An 18,255-nucleotide genomic window follows, 5' to 3' on the forward strand; every position below is an offset into this window, starting at 1 on the left:
CCCTGGAATGACGACTGCTGCGTCAGGCCACCAGCCTTCGAAGCAGGCATCAGACAGTCTGGGGCAGGCGTCTCCTCAGAAGGGCATCCAGCGCCGCTTCTCGCTGAACTTCATGTAGCCGGCATTCACGCCGAGGCGATAGCCCACGCCGAGCCGGATCGGGATGATCACGACGTCCTTCCAGCGCATGTAGCTCGCCGTGAAGCCGCCGACGAGATAGGCCGTGCCCTCGCCGGCGGGGAAGCGCTTGTAGAGATTCTGGCTGTCGTAGAGGTTATAGACCAGCACGAAGGTCTTGCTGGCATTGCCGCCCAGGTCGAAGCCGAGCGAAGGGCCGGTCCAGTAGACGTCGCGCTGGCCCTCGATCTTGTGGAAAAGCGTGCCCGAGCCATAGCGCAGGCCCACGCCGATGGCGCCCGAGGCCTCGCGCCCGGCGATATAGGCGACGGGTTCGCCCTGATCCTTCAGGATGTTCTCGATCATGCCCGCGAGGCCCTCGGCGCCCTTGCCGAACACGCCTTCCGCCGCGCCGATGAGGTCGTCCTGCTGATAGGTGCTCGCCGCCGCATTGGCGGGAACGCCAGCCTCCGCCGCCGAAGCGGTGGGCGGCGAGGCGGGCGCGGTGGTTGCCGTTTCCGACGTCGGTGGCGGGGGCGGAAGGTCCGCCTCGTCCTCATAGGCCGGGGGAGTGGGGACGGTGGCGTCGCTGGCCGGCGCGCCGGGCGCCAGATCGGCATCGATCGCGGTGTTCGGATCGACAGTGCCGACCTGCGCGGCGGCTGGCGCTGCCGCCAGTCCGGCCGCGATCGTCGCCGCCACGGCAAGTCTTGTCCAGTGACGGAGCGCTGACGTCATCCGGTTCATTTCATAATTCTCCCCGGCCGGTCGGCCGATCATTAGCTGCGCGCAGGCGCGACCCATTCTCACTCCTCGTCTATCCGCCGCGCGAGATGAAACGACAATGAATGAACGGCGAGGCGAATCGATTTCGCGCCGGACCGAGTCGTTCCGGTCAACGGCTCACCTCCCACGACACACGGCCGGTCGCGAGAAACGGGTCCTCAGGTGCGCTCGCCTGCCGCCGCGCGATTGAGGGCATTGATCGCGGCATGGACGCGCGCTTCCGCTTCCGCGCGAGGCAGGCCGGTCGGAATGACCTCGCCGACCCGGTACGTGATCGTGCCGGCGCGCTTGAGGAAGCTGTTGCGCGGCGACAGCCGGCCGCTGTCCACGGCGATCGGGACCACCGGGCAATCGAGTACCGCATAGAGCCCGGCGAAGCCCGACCGCAGGTCCGGGCATTCTCCGTGCGGAACGCGCGTCCCTTCGGGATAGAAGATCACCGGCCGCCCCGCCGCGAAGGCGGCCCGCGCTTTCGTGCGGATGGCGCGCAGCGCGCTCGCGCCGCCGTTGCGATCGACGATGATGAGCCCGTAAGCGCGCGCCACCGCGCCCCACACCGGGATCCGCCCCAGCTCGGCCTTGGCCGCGATGACCGGGCGGCGGAAGAGGCAGAGCGCATCCAGCGTCTCGAACATCGATTCATGCTTGCAGACGATGAACCGGGGCTCGTCCGGCAGTCGGCCTTCCACCACGATCTTCTGCCCGAGCACATGGCGTACGAGCAGCCGGTGCATTCGCGCCCATGCTTCCGCAGCCGGCGCGACGGTGCGCGCGCGAAAGGCCATCATGACGAGGGCCACCATGAGCAGCACGACGGTCAGGCAGTAGAAGAGCAGGGCGAACAGCACTGACCTCAGGAACGTGACGACGAGCGCTGGCGGCGAAAGCGGCGGCATATCGATGGCGCTCAGACGCCGAGGAGGCCGGCGGCGCGGCGAAGCAGATATTTGTGATATTCGCGCAGCAGGACCATCAGGCTGGGATTGGACCGCACGGCATCGGGGACGATGGTCACTGGGCCCTCGATCTGGCGCGAAAGCTCGTACCGCGCCCGGCGCATGTGCCAGTCCGCGGTGATGATCCGCACCGAGCGATATTTGTTGCGCGCGAGCCACTGGCTGGTTTCCACGGCATTCGAGCGGGTGTCGATCGCCTCGCGGCCGAGCGTGACGCAGCAGTCCATCAGTTCCTGCGGGACATCATAGGCCGCGGCGAATTCCCCCCGGCGGACATCCCGGTCGACGCCGGAAACGAGCAGCTTCTCACTCTGCTTGCGACGCAGCAGGGCGAGGCCCCGATCGATCCGCCCGGCCGATCCGGTGAGGACCACGATGGCTTCGGTCGGCTCGTCGCCGCGCGGCTGGGGCAGCAGCAGCGCGAACCAGGCGAAACCCAGCGCCCAGACCAGCAGCATGAGGGCGATCAGCCGTCGGGTCATAGCGACCGTTGCAGCGCGCGCTGCAGCGTGACGCGCGCGGAGAGCCAGGCCACCGCCACGCCGGCGAGCGGCAGCAGCGGCAGCAGCACCCACGCGAAGCCGGGCAGGGAAACGCTCTGGATGAGGTCCGAGGCGACGGCCGCCATCGACCGGCCGACCAGGATGATGACGGCGATGGCGCAGGTGAAGCCGATGACGGCGCCGAACAGCGCGTCGAGCATCATCCGCTGCTGGAACAGGCGGACGACCTGCGCGTCGGTCGCGCCCAGCATGTGCATGATGTCGATGGTGCCCCGGTGCGTCGCATGGGCGCCGCGCGCCGCCAGCACCACCACGGCGCCGGTCGCGATCGCGACGAGCGCCACCACGCCGAAGGAAAGGAGGCCGATCGCCCCGACCAGCCGCGCGAGCGGGGCAAGATAGGCCGCGTGCGGTTCCACGCGGGCCTGCGCGCTGATCGCCTTCACGGCCTTGTCGAGATCCGCGATCCGGCTGTCCCGTTCAGCGCGGGAGGCGACGAGATCCGCGTCGATCAGCGCCGGGAGGGGGATGTCGCTGATCCTGAGATCGCTGCCGAGCCAGGGGGTGAGCTGCGCGGCGAGGCGCGCCTCTGGAATAACCTCGACATTGCCCACGCCTTCGGTCTGCTCCAGCAGCGTCACGACGCTCCGGACCGCGCGCCCCCGCACTTCGGGATCGGCTTCCGCGATCTGGATCGTCAGGCGGTCCGAGACGTCCGCGCGCAGGGCGAAGGCGGCATGGTTGAGCGCGATGCCGGCCGCCGCCGCCAGCACGGTCAGGAACATCATGATGGCGATCACCCAGGGCATGGGCCCGGTCAGCCGGCCCTGCGGCAGCAGCGAGCCGGGCGCATAGGGCTTGTTGGGCGTCTCTTTCTGCTCGCGCGCCATGGCTCAGTCGGCTCCGGCGGGGCGCGGGGGGTAATGAAGGCCATCGGCGGGTTCGGCGAGCCGGCCCTTCTCCAGCCGCAGCATCTGGGCATCACTCACCTTGCCGAGCAGATTGAGGTCGTGCGTCGCGACGACGATGGTGGTGCCCAGCTTGTTGAGCGCCTCGAACAGCGTGATGAGCCGGGCTGCCATGTCCACGTCCACGTTGCCGGTCGGCTCGTCGGCGACCAGCAGTTCGGGCCGGCCGATCACGGCGCGCGCAATGGCGACGCGCTGCTGCTCGCCGCCCGAGAGCGTGGCGGGCAGTGCGCGGGCCCGGTCGGTCAGCCCGACCCAATGGAGCATTTCCTCCACCGGCGGGCGAAGCTGGTCATCGGTCACGCCGGCGATGCGCAGGGGCAGCGCGATATTGTCGAAGGCGGAGAGGTGCGGCACCAGCCGGAAATCCTGGAAGACGACGCCGATCCGGCGGCGAAAGCCGGGGAGACGCGCGCGCGGCAGCGTCACCACGTCCGCGTCGAACAGGCGGATCGCCCCGCGGCTCGGCCGTTGCGCCAGATAGAGCAGCTTGAGCAGCGACGTCTTGCCCGCGCCGGACGCCCCGGTGAGGAAGTAGAACGCCCCCTCATCGAGCGAGAAGGTCAGGTCCGACAGCGTCTCGGGGCCGGGCCCGTAGCGCAGCCCGACATTCTCGAACTGGACAATCCTTGCCATCGCGGCGCTGCATATCCCCATTTTGCGGGCGCTTGTCTGCCGCGCCCGCGGACCATCGCGGCGTGCATGGCACAGGCTCCCGGTGCGGGCAAGGCGAAGCGCGCCCACGCGTGCCATCCCGGCAAACGCTCCCTTGCTCTCCTGCGAAAAGCGGTGTTTATGGGCGCCAAATGATCCTCATCTGTCCGCAATGCGCCACGCGATATGTCGTCCCTGATAGCGCCATCGGTTCGTCCGGGCGGCAGGTCCGCTGCGCGGCGTGCCGGCATAACTGGTTCCAGGAAGGCATCGAGATCCAGCGTCCGGAGCCGGCCCCGGCGGAACCGGCCAGCGCCGTGCCGGCGTCTCCGGCACCCGCGCAGCCCATGCCGCCTGCGCAGCCGGATATCGCTGCTGCCTCCCCGCCCGCGTCGGCGCCGGCCGTACCCGAGCCTGCCGCGCCCGAGCCGCCTTTCCCGGCCCCCGAAACCGCGCCCCCGGTCCAGCGGGAACCCGAGGCCGCACCGGCCCCGGTTACGGCGGAGCAGGCCGTTCCGCGCCATGATCCGGTGGACGCCGCGCCCGTGGCCGCACGGCAGCCGGCGCCCGAGGAGTTCGTCCATTATCCCGACGAGGCCTATGAGGCGCCCGTCCGTCGCCGCCGCAACCCGGCGAAGCTCTGGACGATCGGCGCGATCATCTTCTTCCTGCTCGTCAGTGCCGCGGGCGCGGCGCTGGTCTATTTCGGGCCGCCGTCATGGGCAGTGAATCTCGGCCTTTCGGCCCGGCAGGATGAAGCCGGCCTCGTCTTCTACCTGCCCAAGCCGCCCGAGCGGCGCAACCTGCCCACCGGCGAGGAATATTTCGCGTTCAGCGCGCGCATCCTCAACGATACCGATCAGGAACTGCCGGTGCCGCCGGTGGTGGTCGAGCTGAGGGACGATCAGGGGCGTCTGGTGTTCAGCTGGATGACCAAGGCGGATAAGTCCCGCCTGAAGCCCAACGAGGAAGCGCGCGTGTCCGAAAGCCGGCTCGACATTCCCAAGAATGCCCGCAATCTGGAGCTCAGGTTCGTCGATAGCGCGAGCTGACGAACCAGAAGCGGCCGCCCTGCAGCAGCATGGCGGCGACCATGCCCAGCGCGGACGCGATCGCCAGCCCTGCCGATCCCCATGCCAGCGTCCACGCCGCCCAGCCGGCGAGCGACATGATGCCGAAGAAGGCGATGATGCCGTTGACGCCCGCCATCACCTGATCGCCCAAAGAACGCAGCGCCGCGACCAGAATGGCCTGCAGCCCGTCGCACAGGATGAATGGCGCGAGGATCATGACCATGAGGATCGCTTCGCGCGCGACGGCGCGGTCGGCGGTGAGGGCATTGACGATCGGCCCGGCGAACAGGAGATAGACAAGCACCACCGCGCCCATCACCACGGTCGAGAGACCGCAGGCGATGAGCGTGCGCGACTGCGCCGCCCATGGCTCGCCCGCACCCACCGCATTGCCGACGCGCACGCCTGCCGCCGACCCCAGGCCCAGCGCGAGCGCGAAGCCGATATTGTGCAGCGAGAGCATCACCTGAAAGCCGCCGGCGATGATTTCCCCCATGCGGGTTGAGAGGATCATCAGGAACGAGAAGCCGAGCACTTCCATCGCCGCGCCCACGCCCGGCACGACGCCGAAGCGCACGATGGCGGGAAAGCCGGCCAGCGCCTCCCGCCAGGCGCGCAGGTCGGTCCGCCGGATCTGCCGGGCATGGGCGCTCGGCAGGGTCCACGCCATGATCGCCATCGCCAGCCCGCCCAATGTGCTCGTGATCGAGGTGGCGAGCGCGGCGCCCACTGCGCCCATCGCCGGCATCCCGAGATGGCCCAGCGTCATCGCCCAGGCCAGCAGCGCGTTGACCGGCAGGGTCATGAGATTGACGATCAGCACCCGGCGCGGCGCGCTGACGCCTTCCAGAAAGAAGGCGCAGGCGATCGAGAGCATCTGCCCCGGCAGCCCCAGCATCATGGCGCCCAGCACCGCGGCGCCGGGCGCGACCAGATCGGGCGCCACGCCGGTGAGCGCGAGCAGCGGGCGGGCGGTCAGCCCGATCATGAGGGCACTGGGAATGCCCAGCAGCAGGCCCGCGAGCACGGCTTCCCGCCAGAGCGCGCCGGTGCGCGGCAGGTCGCCGGCGCCGTCCGCCCGGCTTGTGAACACGATGATGCCCGAGAGGCCGCTCAGCAGCAGCATGAGGATGACGAACATCACCGCGCGCCCGGCCGCCAGCCCGCCCAGCTCGTGCGTGCCCGCGAATCCGACGACGGTCACGTCGATCAGATGCATGATCGTCCAGTTGAGATTGGTGAGGACGATGGGCCAGGCGAGGCGCGAGATGCGCCGGGCTTCCCGCAGAAGCGAATCCCGGGCGGATGGGGCGTGCTCGATGGTCTTCATTCCAGGGGGGTCATCCGGGGCGCTGCACTGTTTCTCAACCGCGAGCGCGCAGCGGCCGGGCACGAAGGGCGAGCAGCGGCGCGCCGATCGCGGGGCGGGTGCCCGGAAGGTTCGGCATGGCGGATACTCTCCTGTTCTGCTGCGCTGCATCGGGCCGGCGCCCGGCCTTGCGTCCGCCGGTCAGTCACGCGCGCGGGCGAGGAGCGCCGGATCGCCCGTTCGCCCGGCGAAGTCAAGCCGCGCGCGCGGCGCGGGACGCCATGTTCGAGAACATGATTTTCGACAGTTGCATAGCGCATGACGCTTTGCTAATGGCCGCCGCCTACCTGGGAGCCGACCGGCTTCCAACCCTCCTGATGTGCGGTCGTGGCGGAACTGGTAGACGCGCAACGTTGAGGTCGTTGTGGGCGAAAGCCCGTGGAAGTTCGAGTCTTCTCGACCGCACCATTCCCGGTCAAAGATGGGCATTTGGCTCTCCTTTGACGCCGCTGCCGAGATGGCAGCGGTTTCGAGGGTAGAGTTCTGCCCCCCTGATAGTGACCCGGTCTTGGTGTCGGTGCCCGGGCATGCGGAAACCACCACCTCCTCGACGAACATGCGAGCATGGTTTCGCTGTTGTTGAGCGCTATCCTCCCGACTTTATCCCGAATGAGTTTGCTCAACCGGACGAGCACATCGCGGGTGAGCGCCGTCGACTCCCAAGCAAGTTGCCGCTCCAGCAGCGAATCCGCTCGGACAGGATCGCAACGCGCGTTTCGTCCCGCACGCGCTCCGCGCCCGCAAAGATGCAACGCAGCGCATGGAAGTCATAGCCAGGGCCCTGGGGCAGGGGAACGGGTGAAGGAAGTTCAATGGAGCGCTTGGCCTGAGAGTTCGAACTCCCGTGCGTGCTTGCGACCCTGCCCTTCAACCAGACTTGCCCGGCAGTGCTGGCCAGGTTCTGCTCTGCAGGCGCGACGTGCTTGCCGCAAGTGCGGGAGCCGCGACTGTTCTCGGGCTCGCCGGCTGTGGGGGCGGGAAGGAACGGCATCCCCTGCCCCAGCTAGCCGCTGTAATCGATTGGAGCGTCGGCCAATCGCAGCCATCTCATTGGCCGACAAGTTTGCAGGCAACGACACGGAGCCGCACTGGCCAGGTGGCAATCCCTCATGCCTGAAGCGCATCTTTCCCACCGGGGATTATGGCTCGTGGAGCCCGGTTCGCACGGACTGATGCCACCTCCTGACGATAGGCGGTCGCTGCTCTGCCGGCGTGGGACGGATTGTCGTTGGAACATCCAACGACAGGGTCGCGACGCTACGGCGCAGGCACCTTGGATGCGCTTTCGTGAAACTTGAGGGGATGCTCTGGCCGACGCTTTTATAGTTGACCGACGATTAAATATCATTAGCGGAAACTCAAGAAGTCGGCGGCTCCAATTTTCTGGCGCTTGTTGCCTTCGACAAGGGCAAACCGTCGGTAACGGCGGGACGCAAAGCCTCCGGCCCCATGGGGTAGCGGGGTTGCCGGAGGACAAGCTGAGCACTGCTGTAATTACTGCACCCTGAATGACGGTTCGATCCGGCCAGCCTGAACAGGCCGGCTGAGCGCTATCATTCCGCGCAGGCATGCACCCGCCATCGAGGGCGGGCAGCGCTTTCCCTCCGACACGACCATGCGCTGCTGCGCCCCGGTTCGCCCTTTGCATCGCTTTGAAGACCGATTGCACAGGGGAACGATAATGCAGGTTGAGGATCGCACAAAGAACAGCACCGTCCGCAAGTCTCTGAAGGCAGGCTTTTTCACGAGTGTTGGACTGGCAGGACTGCTGGCCGGTGCGCCGGCCTGGGCAGAGCCCAGCGTGTGCGAAACGACTGGCGATGTCATGTTCTTCAACTGCGGCACATCAATCACATACCGCGCCGAGAGCGGCGAGACGAGCCTCACCGTCACGGGCGCTGAGCTGACCGACGGCACCATCAACTACAACGCCAATGCGAATGCGGAAGGGCCACTGACCTCAACGCTGACCGTGACGGACTCGATCGTCAACGCGACCGATTATGGCGGCATCAACATGTTCTCGGCCAATGAGGGCGGCAATACGGTCACGATCTCGCTTGGCGAAGATGTCTCGATCACCAGCAGCGCCGGGTTCGCCGGTGTGTGGGTCCGCAACGAAGTGGGCGGTGACATCGACATCACCAGCGCAGCCGAACTGAATGTGTCGGGCACCGACACCAACGGCATTTCCGCCACCACCAACAGCGGCTCGGTGCACATCAACAACAGCGGCGACATCACGGTCGCCGAAACTCTCAACCCGGCAGATTATACCCAGCGCGGCATTTATGCCGATGGCGGCTACACCAATGTCGAGCCTGTGGAAGTTGAGGTCATCAACAGCGGCAAGGTCAGCGCGCAGGCTGCCGGTATCCGCGTGGTCAATTACAATGGCCTGGCAAGAATCGAAAACAGCGGCGAGGTCAGCTCCGTCAACAATCAGGGGCTGGTGGCCTGGACGCCCAATGGCGAGGTGGAGATCGTCAATAGCGCTCAAGGGAGCGCCACCTCCCTGTCTGGCCCAGCCATTCAGGGCGCCTCCCAGATTGGCGACATCAGCATCGCCAACGATGGCTCGGCCGAAGGTGTGTCCGGCATCCTTGCCATCGCGGGATTTGACAGCGGGCAGCCCGGCGGCGGCAGCATCACGATCAGCAATTCCGGTGCCGTCACGGCCACCGGCGGCATCGGCGTCAGCGCCCGGACGCCGGACGGCGACGTGTCCTTCACGAACACTGGAAGCATCTCAGCCGTTTCGGCAGGCGTTGACCTCGACACGATCGATGGCAAGGTCCTGATTACCAACAGCGGCACGATCGAGGGCTATCACGGCATCGTCACGAATGATGCGGCGACCCGGATCGTCAATTCCGGCACCATTGCGACCAATGGCAACGGCTCTGCGATCGTGATGGGTTCGGGGGACGTGACGCTCGAACTGCATGCCGGTTCTGCGATCAACGGCTTGGTGCAGGATGCCGACCCCGTCAACGGCACGAACACGCTGGTGCTTGGCGGGGCGGACAACGCCTCCTTCAATGCCGGTTCGATCGGCGCGGATGCCCAGTATCGCGATTTCGACGCCTTCGTGAAGGCGGGCGACAGCATCTGGACACTAAATGGCGAAGGCACCACGGGCTGGACGGTCGAAGCCGGCACGCTGACCGCTGACACTGGCGGAGCCTTCGGCGTGGATCAGGCCTATGTCGTGAATGGCGGCACGCTCGATTTCGCAGGCACGACGGCCAGCATCGCCAGCGTTACTGGCACGTCTGAAGGTTCGGTGAACATCGGCACAGGTGGCGGCCTGACGCTCAACCAGGGCACCGACGGCACCTACGCTGGCCAAATCACGGGCAGTGGCAAACTCACCAAGGCCGGAAGCGGCACCCTGACGCTGACGGGTGACAGCAGCAGCTTCAGCGGCAATCTGTTCCTGACAGGCGGCGAAACCGTGCTCGATGGAAACAGCATGGCCGCGGGCATAGTGTTCCTTGGCTCAACGGATGAGCCGATGCTAACGGTTCAGAATGGCGGCGTGCTGAATGCTGCCAACGTCATCGTCGGTAACAGCACCAACAGCTATGCCCCTTATTTGGCAGACGAGAGCGGTTCGCTTTCTGTCACGGGCAGCGGGTCTGCCGTCAATGCGGATTTCCTGACAGTTGGTTACTATGGCGATGGCGCCCTGTCGATCTCCGGGGGCGGCACAGTGACGACCTCGACCGTAATTACGGTCGGCTCCGTCGCGGACAGCGCAGGCACGATCACCATCTCAGGCGAGAACAGCCGCCTCCAGGGAGGCAATCTCCAACTCGCGGGGAGCGGCACAGCAGTACTCAGCGTTTCCGAGGGTGCTACGATTGAGACGTCGTTCGGTGGCCTCGGTGTCAATGCTGGCAGCATCGGCACCGCCACAATCAGCGGCGCAAATACCCGTTGGGACATCACCCAATCCGGCCTTGCGATCGCAACGTCAGGGGAAGGGCAGGTTTCCGTTCTGGACGGCGCCACTGTCGCCGCAAGCAGTGGCGATATCAGGCTCGGTGCTGCCGCTGGAGGCCAGGGCAGTCTCACGGTGTCGGGCATGGGCAGCAGCGTCAGCACGACTGAAAATTTCATCGTCGGCAGCTATGGCACGGGCAATGTCACTGTCGATGATGGCGGTCAGATCCAAGGCGACAAGCTGATTGTCGGCTTCGTTGATGGTGGCGCTGGCACGCTCAATCTAAGTGGTGCCGGAACGCACGTGCAAGGCAACACCTACATCATGGTGGGTACCTACGCAGGAAGCAGCGGTACGGTCACATTGTCCGATGGCGCGACCTTGAAGGCCGATGGCACCCGGGGCATTACCCTGGCGTTCGAAGCGGGATCTGCCGGTACGCTGAATATCGGCGCGGCGGCAGGCGAGGACGCCGCAGCGGCGGGATCGATCGAGGCTGAATATGGGATCCAGTTCGGCAATGGGACTGGCAACCTTGTTCTGAACCACAATGAAGCCGGCTATGAACTGGCGACAGGGCTTTCGGGTGCTGGCGTCATCAACATATTGGCCGGCGAGACGATCTTTTCGGGGAACGGAAGTGCGTTCAGCGGCACGCTGGACATATCCGGCGGCAGCTTCGAAGTGACAAGCACACTTGGAGCGGACCATGTCTCGGTCGGCGGCGTGGAAAGCGCGCATCTTTCGGTCGTGCAGGGCGGCGTGCTCGAATCCAACACGGGCTCCATCGGCATGGGTGGGACCAACGGCAGCGTGACGATCGATGGCCCGGGATCATCCTGGGTCAGCAGCGGCGGCATCCAGATCAGTCGTGACGGAGGCTCGACCGGCTCGCTCGCCATCACGGACGGCGGATCGTTCGAGACGGTTCTGGGCGGGCTCTACATGGGCGCGGGCGGCTCCATCAGCGTCAGTGGCGAGGGTTCATCGCTGCTGATCGGCACGCTGCATAGCGAGCTGCCGGCAAGCTGGAACGATGCGGACGGCTGGTTCAGCGTTGACGAAGGCACCGTCTCGATCACCGATGGTGCGCTGCTGGCCACTGACGGCAGCTATATCGGCGGCAGCGGCACAACCGTCGCCACCATGACCGTCGATGGCGAGAATACCGTCTGGTCCAACGGCATTCCGCTGTTCATCGGCGGCACCGGCAATGGCACTGTGGGTCATGGTGACGTGACGGTCTCGGGTGGCGCGACCGTCACATCCTACACCAGCGCCCTGGGCGTCGACACCGGCTCGAGCGGCAAGCTGACGCTCACCGGCGAAGGCACGATCTACACCGTGCTCGACCGCGAAGGCTTCGCCGGCAACATGCGCGTGGGCTATAACGGCACCGGGACGGTGACCGTGTCGAACGGCGCCCTGCTTGCCGCCGCGGCGCTGGTCGACGTCGCCAGCCAGTCTGGCAGCGAGGGCACGCTCCTCATCGAGAATGGCGGTCATGTGACCGGACAATCCATGCGGATCGGCGGGCAGACGGAAACGGTCGGCAGCGTCACGGTGGATGGCGAGGGTTCCACGCTCGTGATCGGCAGCGACCGGATTGGCGTCGGCATCTCCGGCAACGGCACGCTGACGGTCAGCAACGGTGGATCGGCCAGCTCGGAAGGCGCAGTGATCGGCTGGGAAGCCGGGGGCAAAGGCACGGTCACTGTCACCGGCGCCGGCAGCACCTTCAGCAATGACGGCAGCCTCTATGTCGGCAATGTGGGCGAAGGCACGCTCAACGTCAGCGATGGCGGCCGCGTGACCAGCACCGATGGCTATGTCGGCACGGTCGCTGGTTCGAAGGGCGTCGTCACCGTCAGTGGCGCAGAGTCCATCTGGGATATGAGCGGCGTCTTCATCGTGGGTAATGAGGCAACTGCCCGAGCCGAGGCCACCATCTCGGATGGCGGTACACTCCGCGCGGTTCAGGGGACGCTGGGCAATCTCAATTCCTCATTCGGAAGAATGACGGTTACCGGCGCCGGCTCCACATGGAGCGCTTATGATGATGGCATCACGAACTGGGCGGGCTATCTGAATGTCGGCCTCTCGGGTTCCGGACTCCTGAACGTTTGGGACGGCGGCACGGTCGACGCCGTTCGTCTCTACATCGGCAATGATGCCGGATCGAGCGGCACCGTGCTGCTGACCGGTGCTGGCTCCACGATCAGGACGGAGCAGGGCCTTTACGTCGGCGCAGAAGGAACCGGCGAACTCACTTTGATGAATGGCGCTCACATCGAGGCCCAGACCATCAAGGTGGGCTATCTCGCGGGGTCAACCGGCACGCTGATCATCGGCGGGCTGGCAAGCCAGCCGGCGGCAGCAGCGGGCACCATCAATGCCGATGAAATCCATCTCGGCAGCGGCAATAGCCGGCTCGTCCTCAACCATACGAGCACCGATTATGAGCTCGGGGCCAATCTCACCGGGTTCGGTGATGTGGATGTGCTCGCCGGCACGACTGTGCTCTCCGGCGACAGCAGCACATTTGCGGGCAGCCTCGCCATCGACGGCGGAAGGCTCATCCTCGCCAGCGCCTCCAATGCCGTCTCGACAAGCATCGGCACCGAAGGCACGCTGCAGATTGGCAATGGCGGCACCAGCGGCTCGCTCAACGGCGACATCGTGAACAACGGTTCGCTGGTTTTCGATCGGTCGGACGCGCTCCATCATAATCGGGTGATCTCCGGCACAGGTGATCTGACGGTTGCGGGCGGTGTCATCACGCTGAGCGGAATGAACACATTTACCGGCGCCACGATCATCGATACGGGAGCAACGCTGGCGCTCTCAAATCAGGGCCGGATCAACCAGTCCAGCCTGGTAACCGTCAACGGCACGTTTGACGTAACCGAAGGAAGCGCGCCACGGATCAAGGACATTGCCGGCAACGGCACGGTCGTCCTGGGCAACGCGGGGCTCCAGATCGACAACGCCTCGCATGTCTTCTCCGGCAGCATTACCGGCGAGGGCGGGCTGAACCTCAACGGCGGCATTCTGACCCTGACGGGCGCAAGCGATTTTACCAATGGGCTCGGCATCAGCAATGGCGCCGTCGTCAACATCGGTAATGGCGGTACAAGCGGATCCATCACATCCGGCACGACCAATTACGGCACGCTCGTCTTCGACCGTAGCGACGAATGGACCTATGGCGGAGCGATCACCGGTCAGGGCGAGATCATTCACGCCGGATCGGGAACCACTAACCTGACCGGCGGAATGGGCGGCAGCCACTTCATCATCGAGAACGGCACGGTCAACATGAACGGTGGGCTGGTGGCGCTGCTCGGTGATGGCGCCGGCATCTCGGTCGAAGGCCAGACTTCCGTGCTCAATGTCAGCAATGTCGGCGCGCGAGCCAATCACACGGTCTATCGCGTCAGCGATGGCGGCTCGCTTGCCATCAACGGCGGATCGGTCCGGGTCGGCACGGCTGCCGGATCGGCCGGCGTCCATCTGGTTTCGGGCAGCGCCTCGGTCACCGGCACCAGCTTCGATGTCAAAGGCGCCAGCACGTACGGCGTCATTGTCGAGGCCGGCAACACGCTCACGCTGGCTGACAGCAGCATCAAGACGATCGGCAATTCCGCGATCGGCGCACTGGCGCGGGATGGCGGCGTGCTGGATATCAGTGGCAGCACCGTCCAAACGACGGGGACGGATGCCTACGCCGCCTATGCCGCCAATGGCGGACAGATCACCCTGGCGAACAGCACGATCTCCACGTCCGGCATGGTTGCCGATGCGCTGGTCTCTGATGGCGAAGGCAGTCTGATTAGTGCTACCAACACGACGATCGAGACCAACGGCACCCAGACAGCGGCCGTCGTGGCCCGCAACAACGGGGCCATCGATCTGAACGGCGGATCGGTCTCGGCGACCGTCAATGAAGAGAGCCCGGCGGCCGTCTGGGCGCTGCTGGCCAAGGATGGCGGATCGATCACCGCGACCGACGTCAACCTCTCGCTGACCATGCTGGACAACAGCGCCTATGTGACCGGCGTTGCCTATGCGATGGATGAGGGCAGCAGCATCACCCTCACCGGCGGCACGGCCACGGCGACCGGCAAGCGCGCGAACGGCATCTTTGCCTATAACAGCGGCTCGGTGAGCGCCGAAGGCCTGACCATCTCGACCTCGGGGGAGCAGGCACGTGGTGTCTATGCGAATGCTGACAGCAACGCGGCAGGCTCGGTGACGCTCAAGGATGCGAGCATCAGCGCGAATGGCACGAGCTCGCACGGTCTCTTCGCGGAGCGGGACAGCGGCTCGACAGGCAACCAGATCGCTACCATCACTGGCGAGAATGTGAACATCACGACCTCCGGCGATCAGGCAAATGGCATCTATGCGGCCGTGGGCGGTGTCATCACGGTTACGGGCGGATCGGTCACGACCACTGGTTACCAAAGCATGGCTTTGGCAGCGAGCGGTTCGGAGTCTGGCATGACTGGTGGCGGCATCCTGACCGTCTCGGATGTGACCGCCCACACACTGGGGAACTCTGCAGCAGGAGCGAATGTATACACCGCCGGTCAGATCGTCGCAAATAACGTCACAATCCTGACGGAAGGCTCTTCGGCACAGGGCATCGTGGTTGCTGCCGGCATCGGCACATTCGCAAATTCCACAATCGCAACCACCGGCAATAGCTCAACGGGGACACTGGTCAGATACCAAGGCCAACTGACCCTTACAAACAGCGCGATCACGACCAGCGGGGCCCAGTCGGCCGGGGTTACCGTAGGCGGCAATTCACAGGCTCAACTGACCGACAGTTCGGTGGCAACCTCGGGTGAGGGCGCCCGCGGCCTGTTTGCCTCCACGGGGTTGATCTCCGTGACTGGCGGCAGCGTCACGACCAGCGGCGCGGGATCAGATGGCCTCAATACACGCGGTAATGGCGCGATCAGCCTGACCGGCACCGAGATCACCGTCAGAGATGCCAGTTCAGCCGGCGCAAGCATTGAGGACAACGGCATCATCGACATGACCGCCGGCAGCATCCGCAGCGCGGGATCGACCCTGGCAGCGACCTCGACGGACGACAGCCTAGCGCGGTTCAGCTTTGCGGGAACCGACCTCGCCAGCGATAGCGGCGCGCTGCTCTCCGTGGCGCACGGTCCGGGTGAAGGCACTGGCATCGTGGGCTTGTTGCTCACCGACGGCAGCACGGCAAAGGGCGACATTGCCAGCACCGGCGAGGGCATTCTTGACGTTTTGGTCAGCGCATCCAGCCTTGAAGGTGGCCTCTCCAATGTCTCGAAGCTGACGCTGGACAATGCGGCCTGGACGGTGACGAACCTTGCGGGCCTTGGCGAGCTGGAGATTGCGACGGGCACCGCCACGATCAGCACGACAGGCACGGTCAGCCATGATGGTGCGCTGACCGGCAGCGGCACCTTCAACAAGACCGGCACCGGGCAGTTCATCCTTGCGGGCAACGGCAGCGATTTTGCCGGCGCCACGCAGATCGATGCCGGCTCCATGCTGCTCACCGGGTCGCTCGCCGGCAGCCTGCGCATCAATGCGCAGGGCACGATGATCGTCGGTGACGGCGTGACCAGTGGTGACCTGATTGCCAGCACGGTGAATGACGGCACGCTGATCTTTAATCAGCTTGGCGATTATGACTATGCCGGCGCGCTCTCGGGCAGTGGCGGGCTTGTCAAGCGGGGCAGTGGCACGCTGCTGCTCTCGGGCGATTATGGTTATACCGGCTCGACTGTTGTGGAGGGCGGCAAGATCAGGCTGCTGGCGCAACTCGACAGTGCCACCGATCTTGTCATCAATGACGGCGAGTTCGACCTGAGCGGCACCGACCAGACCGTCGCCGGCCCTGAGCGGCACCGGCGGCACGCTCAACATCGGGACCAGCACGCTAACCGTCAATCAGACCGAGAACACGGCCTTTGGCGGCGTGTTTCAGGGCGGCGGAATGATCGTCATGCAAGGGCCGCAAGCGGGCCTCCCGCCTACCATTTACCTGACCGGCCAGAGCTTTAGCGGCTTCAATGGCGATCTGTGGCTGCAAGAGATCGTCGCACGCGTCAACGGCTCGCTGGGCGGAACGATCACTGTCGGCGAAGACGCGGGTCTTGGCGGCGCGGGTAGGGTCGACAACATCGTCGTGACCGCTGGCGGCACGCTGATGCCGGGCAACTCGATCGGCACACTCACCGCGTCCGGCAATGTCGTCTTCGAGACCGGATCGGTCTACGAGGTCGAGGTTAATGCCGATGGCGAGAGCGACAAGCTGCTCGTCGGCGGCACCGCGACGATCGAGGGCGGCACGGTCTCCGTGCTGACGGCAGCGGGCAACTACCGCTTCTCCAGCGACTATGTCATCATCAGCGCAGCCGGCGGCGTGACCGGCACGTTCGATGATACGGATGTCGACCTGCCATTCCTGACGCCGTATCTGAGCTATGACCCCAACAACGTCAGGCTCACGCTGGTCCGCAACGATCGCACTTTTGCGAGCGTTGCCGCCACGTCCAACCAGATCGCCGTGGCCTCGGCCCTCGATGCAAGCAATCAGGAGGCGAGCCTGCCGCGCGCGGTAGCCGGGCAGATCGAGGAAGAGGGGGCGGTACGGGCCTTCGACGCGCTCTCCGGCGAAATCTGGGCGACCACCGGCACGCTGATGATCGACCGCAGCCGCCGCATGGGGGACATGGTGATCGGCCGTCTGGATCAGGCGGACAGCCTCAGCGCCTCGCTGGCCTCGGCCCGCAGCGCCGCGCGCCAGACCCGCGACGGGCAAACCGCCGTCTGGGGCCAGGGCATCGGCGCATGGAACATGCTCAAGAGCAACGGCAATGCCGTGAAGGCCACGCAAAGCAGCTTTGGCTTCATCACCGGCCTCGACACGATGCTGGGCGACTGGCGCCTGGGCGTGGCGGTGAGCCAAAGCGAGGACAAGGTCCGCGTGGATGGCCGAAGCAGCGAAGCGACGGTCAAGGGCACTAGCGTGGCGGCTTATGCCGGCGGTGGCTGGGGCGCGCTGCGCACGCGGATCGGCGCCAGCTACAGCTGGCTCGATGTCGACGGCAGCCGCAAGGTGGTGTTCCCGGGCGTGAACGATGCGCTCTCGGGCAGCTATGACGCCAGGAGCGTCACGGCCTTTGGGGAAGTGAGCCTGGCTTTCGCCATGGGCGGGGCGAGCATCGAGCCCTTCGCCGGGGTGAACCATGTCCATCTCAAGAGCGACGCCTTTGCCGAGAGCGGCAGCGCCCTCACCGCGCTGGGCGTCGAGGAGAGCACTCGCAGCGTCACCTACACGACGCTGGGCCTGCGCCTGGGCAGCGTGATGCCGATCAGCGAGAGCGCCGTGCTTGCGCCTCGCGTCTCTGCCGCATGGCTGCGCAGCTTTGGCGATACCGATGCGACCAGCCGGCATATCCTCCCCACCGGGCAGGCGTTCTCCATCGCCGGCCTGCCGACCACGCGCGACACGCTGCGCATCGAGGGTGGCCTCCAGGCTAACATCCTGCCCGGCGGATCGATCGGCGCTACTTATGTCGGCAATATTGGTGACCAGTGGAAGGACCATGGCGTGAAGCTGGGCTTCTCTTACAGCTTCTGAGATCAGTCGCTTATTCCAGGAGGCGCGGCTTGAGTCGCGCCTCCTCGTTGGCCCCTGTCGCCGGCGTTCGATGGCCTTCCATTTGATCCTTTCGCGCCGTTGATGATGGCTTCGGCCCTGCTGGAGCAGGGGCTCGCTGGGTCATGACAGGCATCTGGTCCTGTCCTGACCCAGCCGCGAAAGAGCGCGGCAACTTCGGTGGCCGATCCGGCTCCTCCCCTTTTCGAAATGATCC

The 18,255-nt window shown here is 65.6% G+C and carries 9 protein-coding genes, 1 tRNA gene and 1 riboswitch; of the genes, 4 read left to right on the forward strand and 6 right to left on the reverse strand.

Features of this window, described 5'->3' with window-relative positions; genetic code table 11:
* Nucleotides 1-75: 75 nt before the first annotated feature.
* The 5 genes from HNP60_RS01890 to ftsE all read right to left on the reverse strand — a co-directional run bounded on the left by HNP60_RS01890 (nucleotide 76) and on the right by ftsE (nucleotide 3,966).
* Complete coding sequence (locus HNP60_RS01890; RefSeq protein WP_184156823.1) at nucleotides 76-855, reverse strand: DUF1134 domain-containing protein; 780 nt, start codon at nucleotides 853-855, stop codon at nucleotides 76-78.
* Between the two features lie 206 nt (nucleotides 856-1,061).
* Nucleotides 1,062-1,799, reverse strand: a complete 738-nt coding sequence (locus HNP60_RS01895; protein WP_184149505.1) for a lysophospholipid acyltransferase family protein — start codon at nucleotides 1,797-1,799, stop codon at nucleotides 1,062-1,064.
* Nucleotides 1,800-1,810: 11 nt separating this feature from the next.
* Nucleotides 1,811-2,341: a YdcF family protein gene (locus tag HNP60_RS01900; RefSeq protein WP_184149508.1), complete on the reverse strand. Its 531-nt coding sequence runs from the start codon at nucleotides 2,339-2,341 to the stop codon at nucleotides 1,811-1,813.
* Nucleotides 2,338-3,252: a cell division protein FtsX gene (locus tag HNP60_RS01905; RefSeq protein ID WP_184051273.1), complete on the reverse strand. Its 915-nt coding sequence runs from the start codon at nucleotides 3,250-3,252 to the stop codon at nucleotides 2,338-2,340. Before HNP60_RS01905 ends, HNP60_RS01900 begins: the two co-directional genes overlap by 4 nt.
* Before the next feature lie 3 nt (nucleotides 3,253-3,255).
* Nucleotides 3,256-3,966 carry a cell division ATP-binding protein FtsE gene (gene ftsE, locus HNP60_RS01910; protein ID WP_014074745.1) on the reverse strand — a complete coding sequence of 237 codons (711 nt, stop codon included), beginning with the start codon at nucleotides 3,964-3,966 and terminating at the stop codon, nucleotides 3,256-3,258.
* A gap of 170 nt (nucleotides 3,967-4,136) precedes the next feature.
* On the opposite strand from ftsE, the gene HNP60_RS01915 reads away from it, so the two are divergent.
* Nucleotides 4,137-5,036, forward strand: coding sequence for a zinc-ribbon domain-containing protein (locus tag HNP60_RS01915; RefSeq protein ID WP_184149510.1), 900 nt, complete (start codon nucleotides 4,137-4,139; stop codon nucleotides 5,034-5,036).
* On the opposite strand, the gene HNP60_RS01920 is transcribed toward HNP60_RS01915, so the two are convergent.
* Nucleotides 5,011-6,387 carry an MATE family efflux transporter gene (locus tag HNP60_RS01920; RefSeq protein ID WP_184149513.1) on the reverse strand — a complete coding sequence of 459 codons (1,377 nt, stop codon included), beginning with the start codon at nucleotides 6,385-6,387 and terminating at the stop codon, nucleotides 5,011-5,013. The genes HNP60_RS01915 and HNP60_RS01920 overlap by 26 nt on opposite strands.
* Before the next feature lie 360 nt (nucleotides 6,388-6,747).
* On the opposite strand from HNP60_RS01920, the gene HNP60_RS01925 reads away from it, so the two are divergent.
* From HNP60_RS01925 to HNP60_RS01935, 3 genes are all read left to right on the forward strand, one after another.
* Nucleotides 6,748-6,834, forward strand: a tRNA-Leu gene (locus HNP60_RS01925).
* Nucleotides 6,835-7,823: 989 nt separating this feature from the next.
* Nucleotides 7,824-7,897, forward strand: a riboswitch (cyclic di-GMP riboswitch).
* Between the two features lie 210 nt (nucleotides 7,898-8,107).
* On the forward strand, nucleotides 8,108-16,438 hold the full coding sequence (locus tag HNP60_RS01930; RefSeq protein ID WP_184149516.1) for an autotransporter-associated beta strand repeat-containing protein: 8,331 nt from the start codon (nucleotides 8,108-8,110) through the stop codon (nucleotides 16,436-16,438).
* The gene (locus tag HNP60_RS01935; RefSeq protein ID WP_184149532.1) at nucleotides 16,380-18,020 is read left to right on the forward strand and encodes an autotransporter family protein; all 1,641 of its coding nucleotides are present in this window, start codon (nucleotides 16,380-16,382) and stop codon (nucleotides 18,018-18,020) included. Before HNP60_RS01930 ends, HNP60_RS01935 begins: the two co-directional genes overlap by 59 nt.
* The last annotated feature ends 235 nt before the right edge of the window (nucleotides 18,021-18,255 follow it).

This window comes from Sphingobium lignivorans (assembly GCF_014203955.1).
Classification (GTDB): domain Bacteria; phylum Pseudomonadota; class Alphaproteobacteria; order Sphingomonadales; family Sphingomonadaceae; genus Sphingobium; species Sphingobium lignivorans.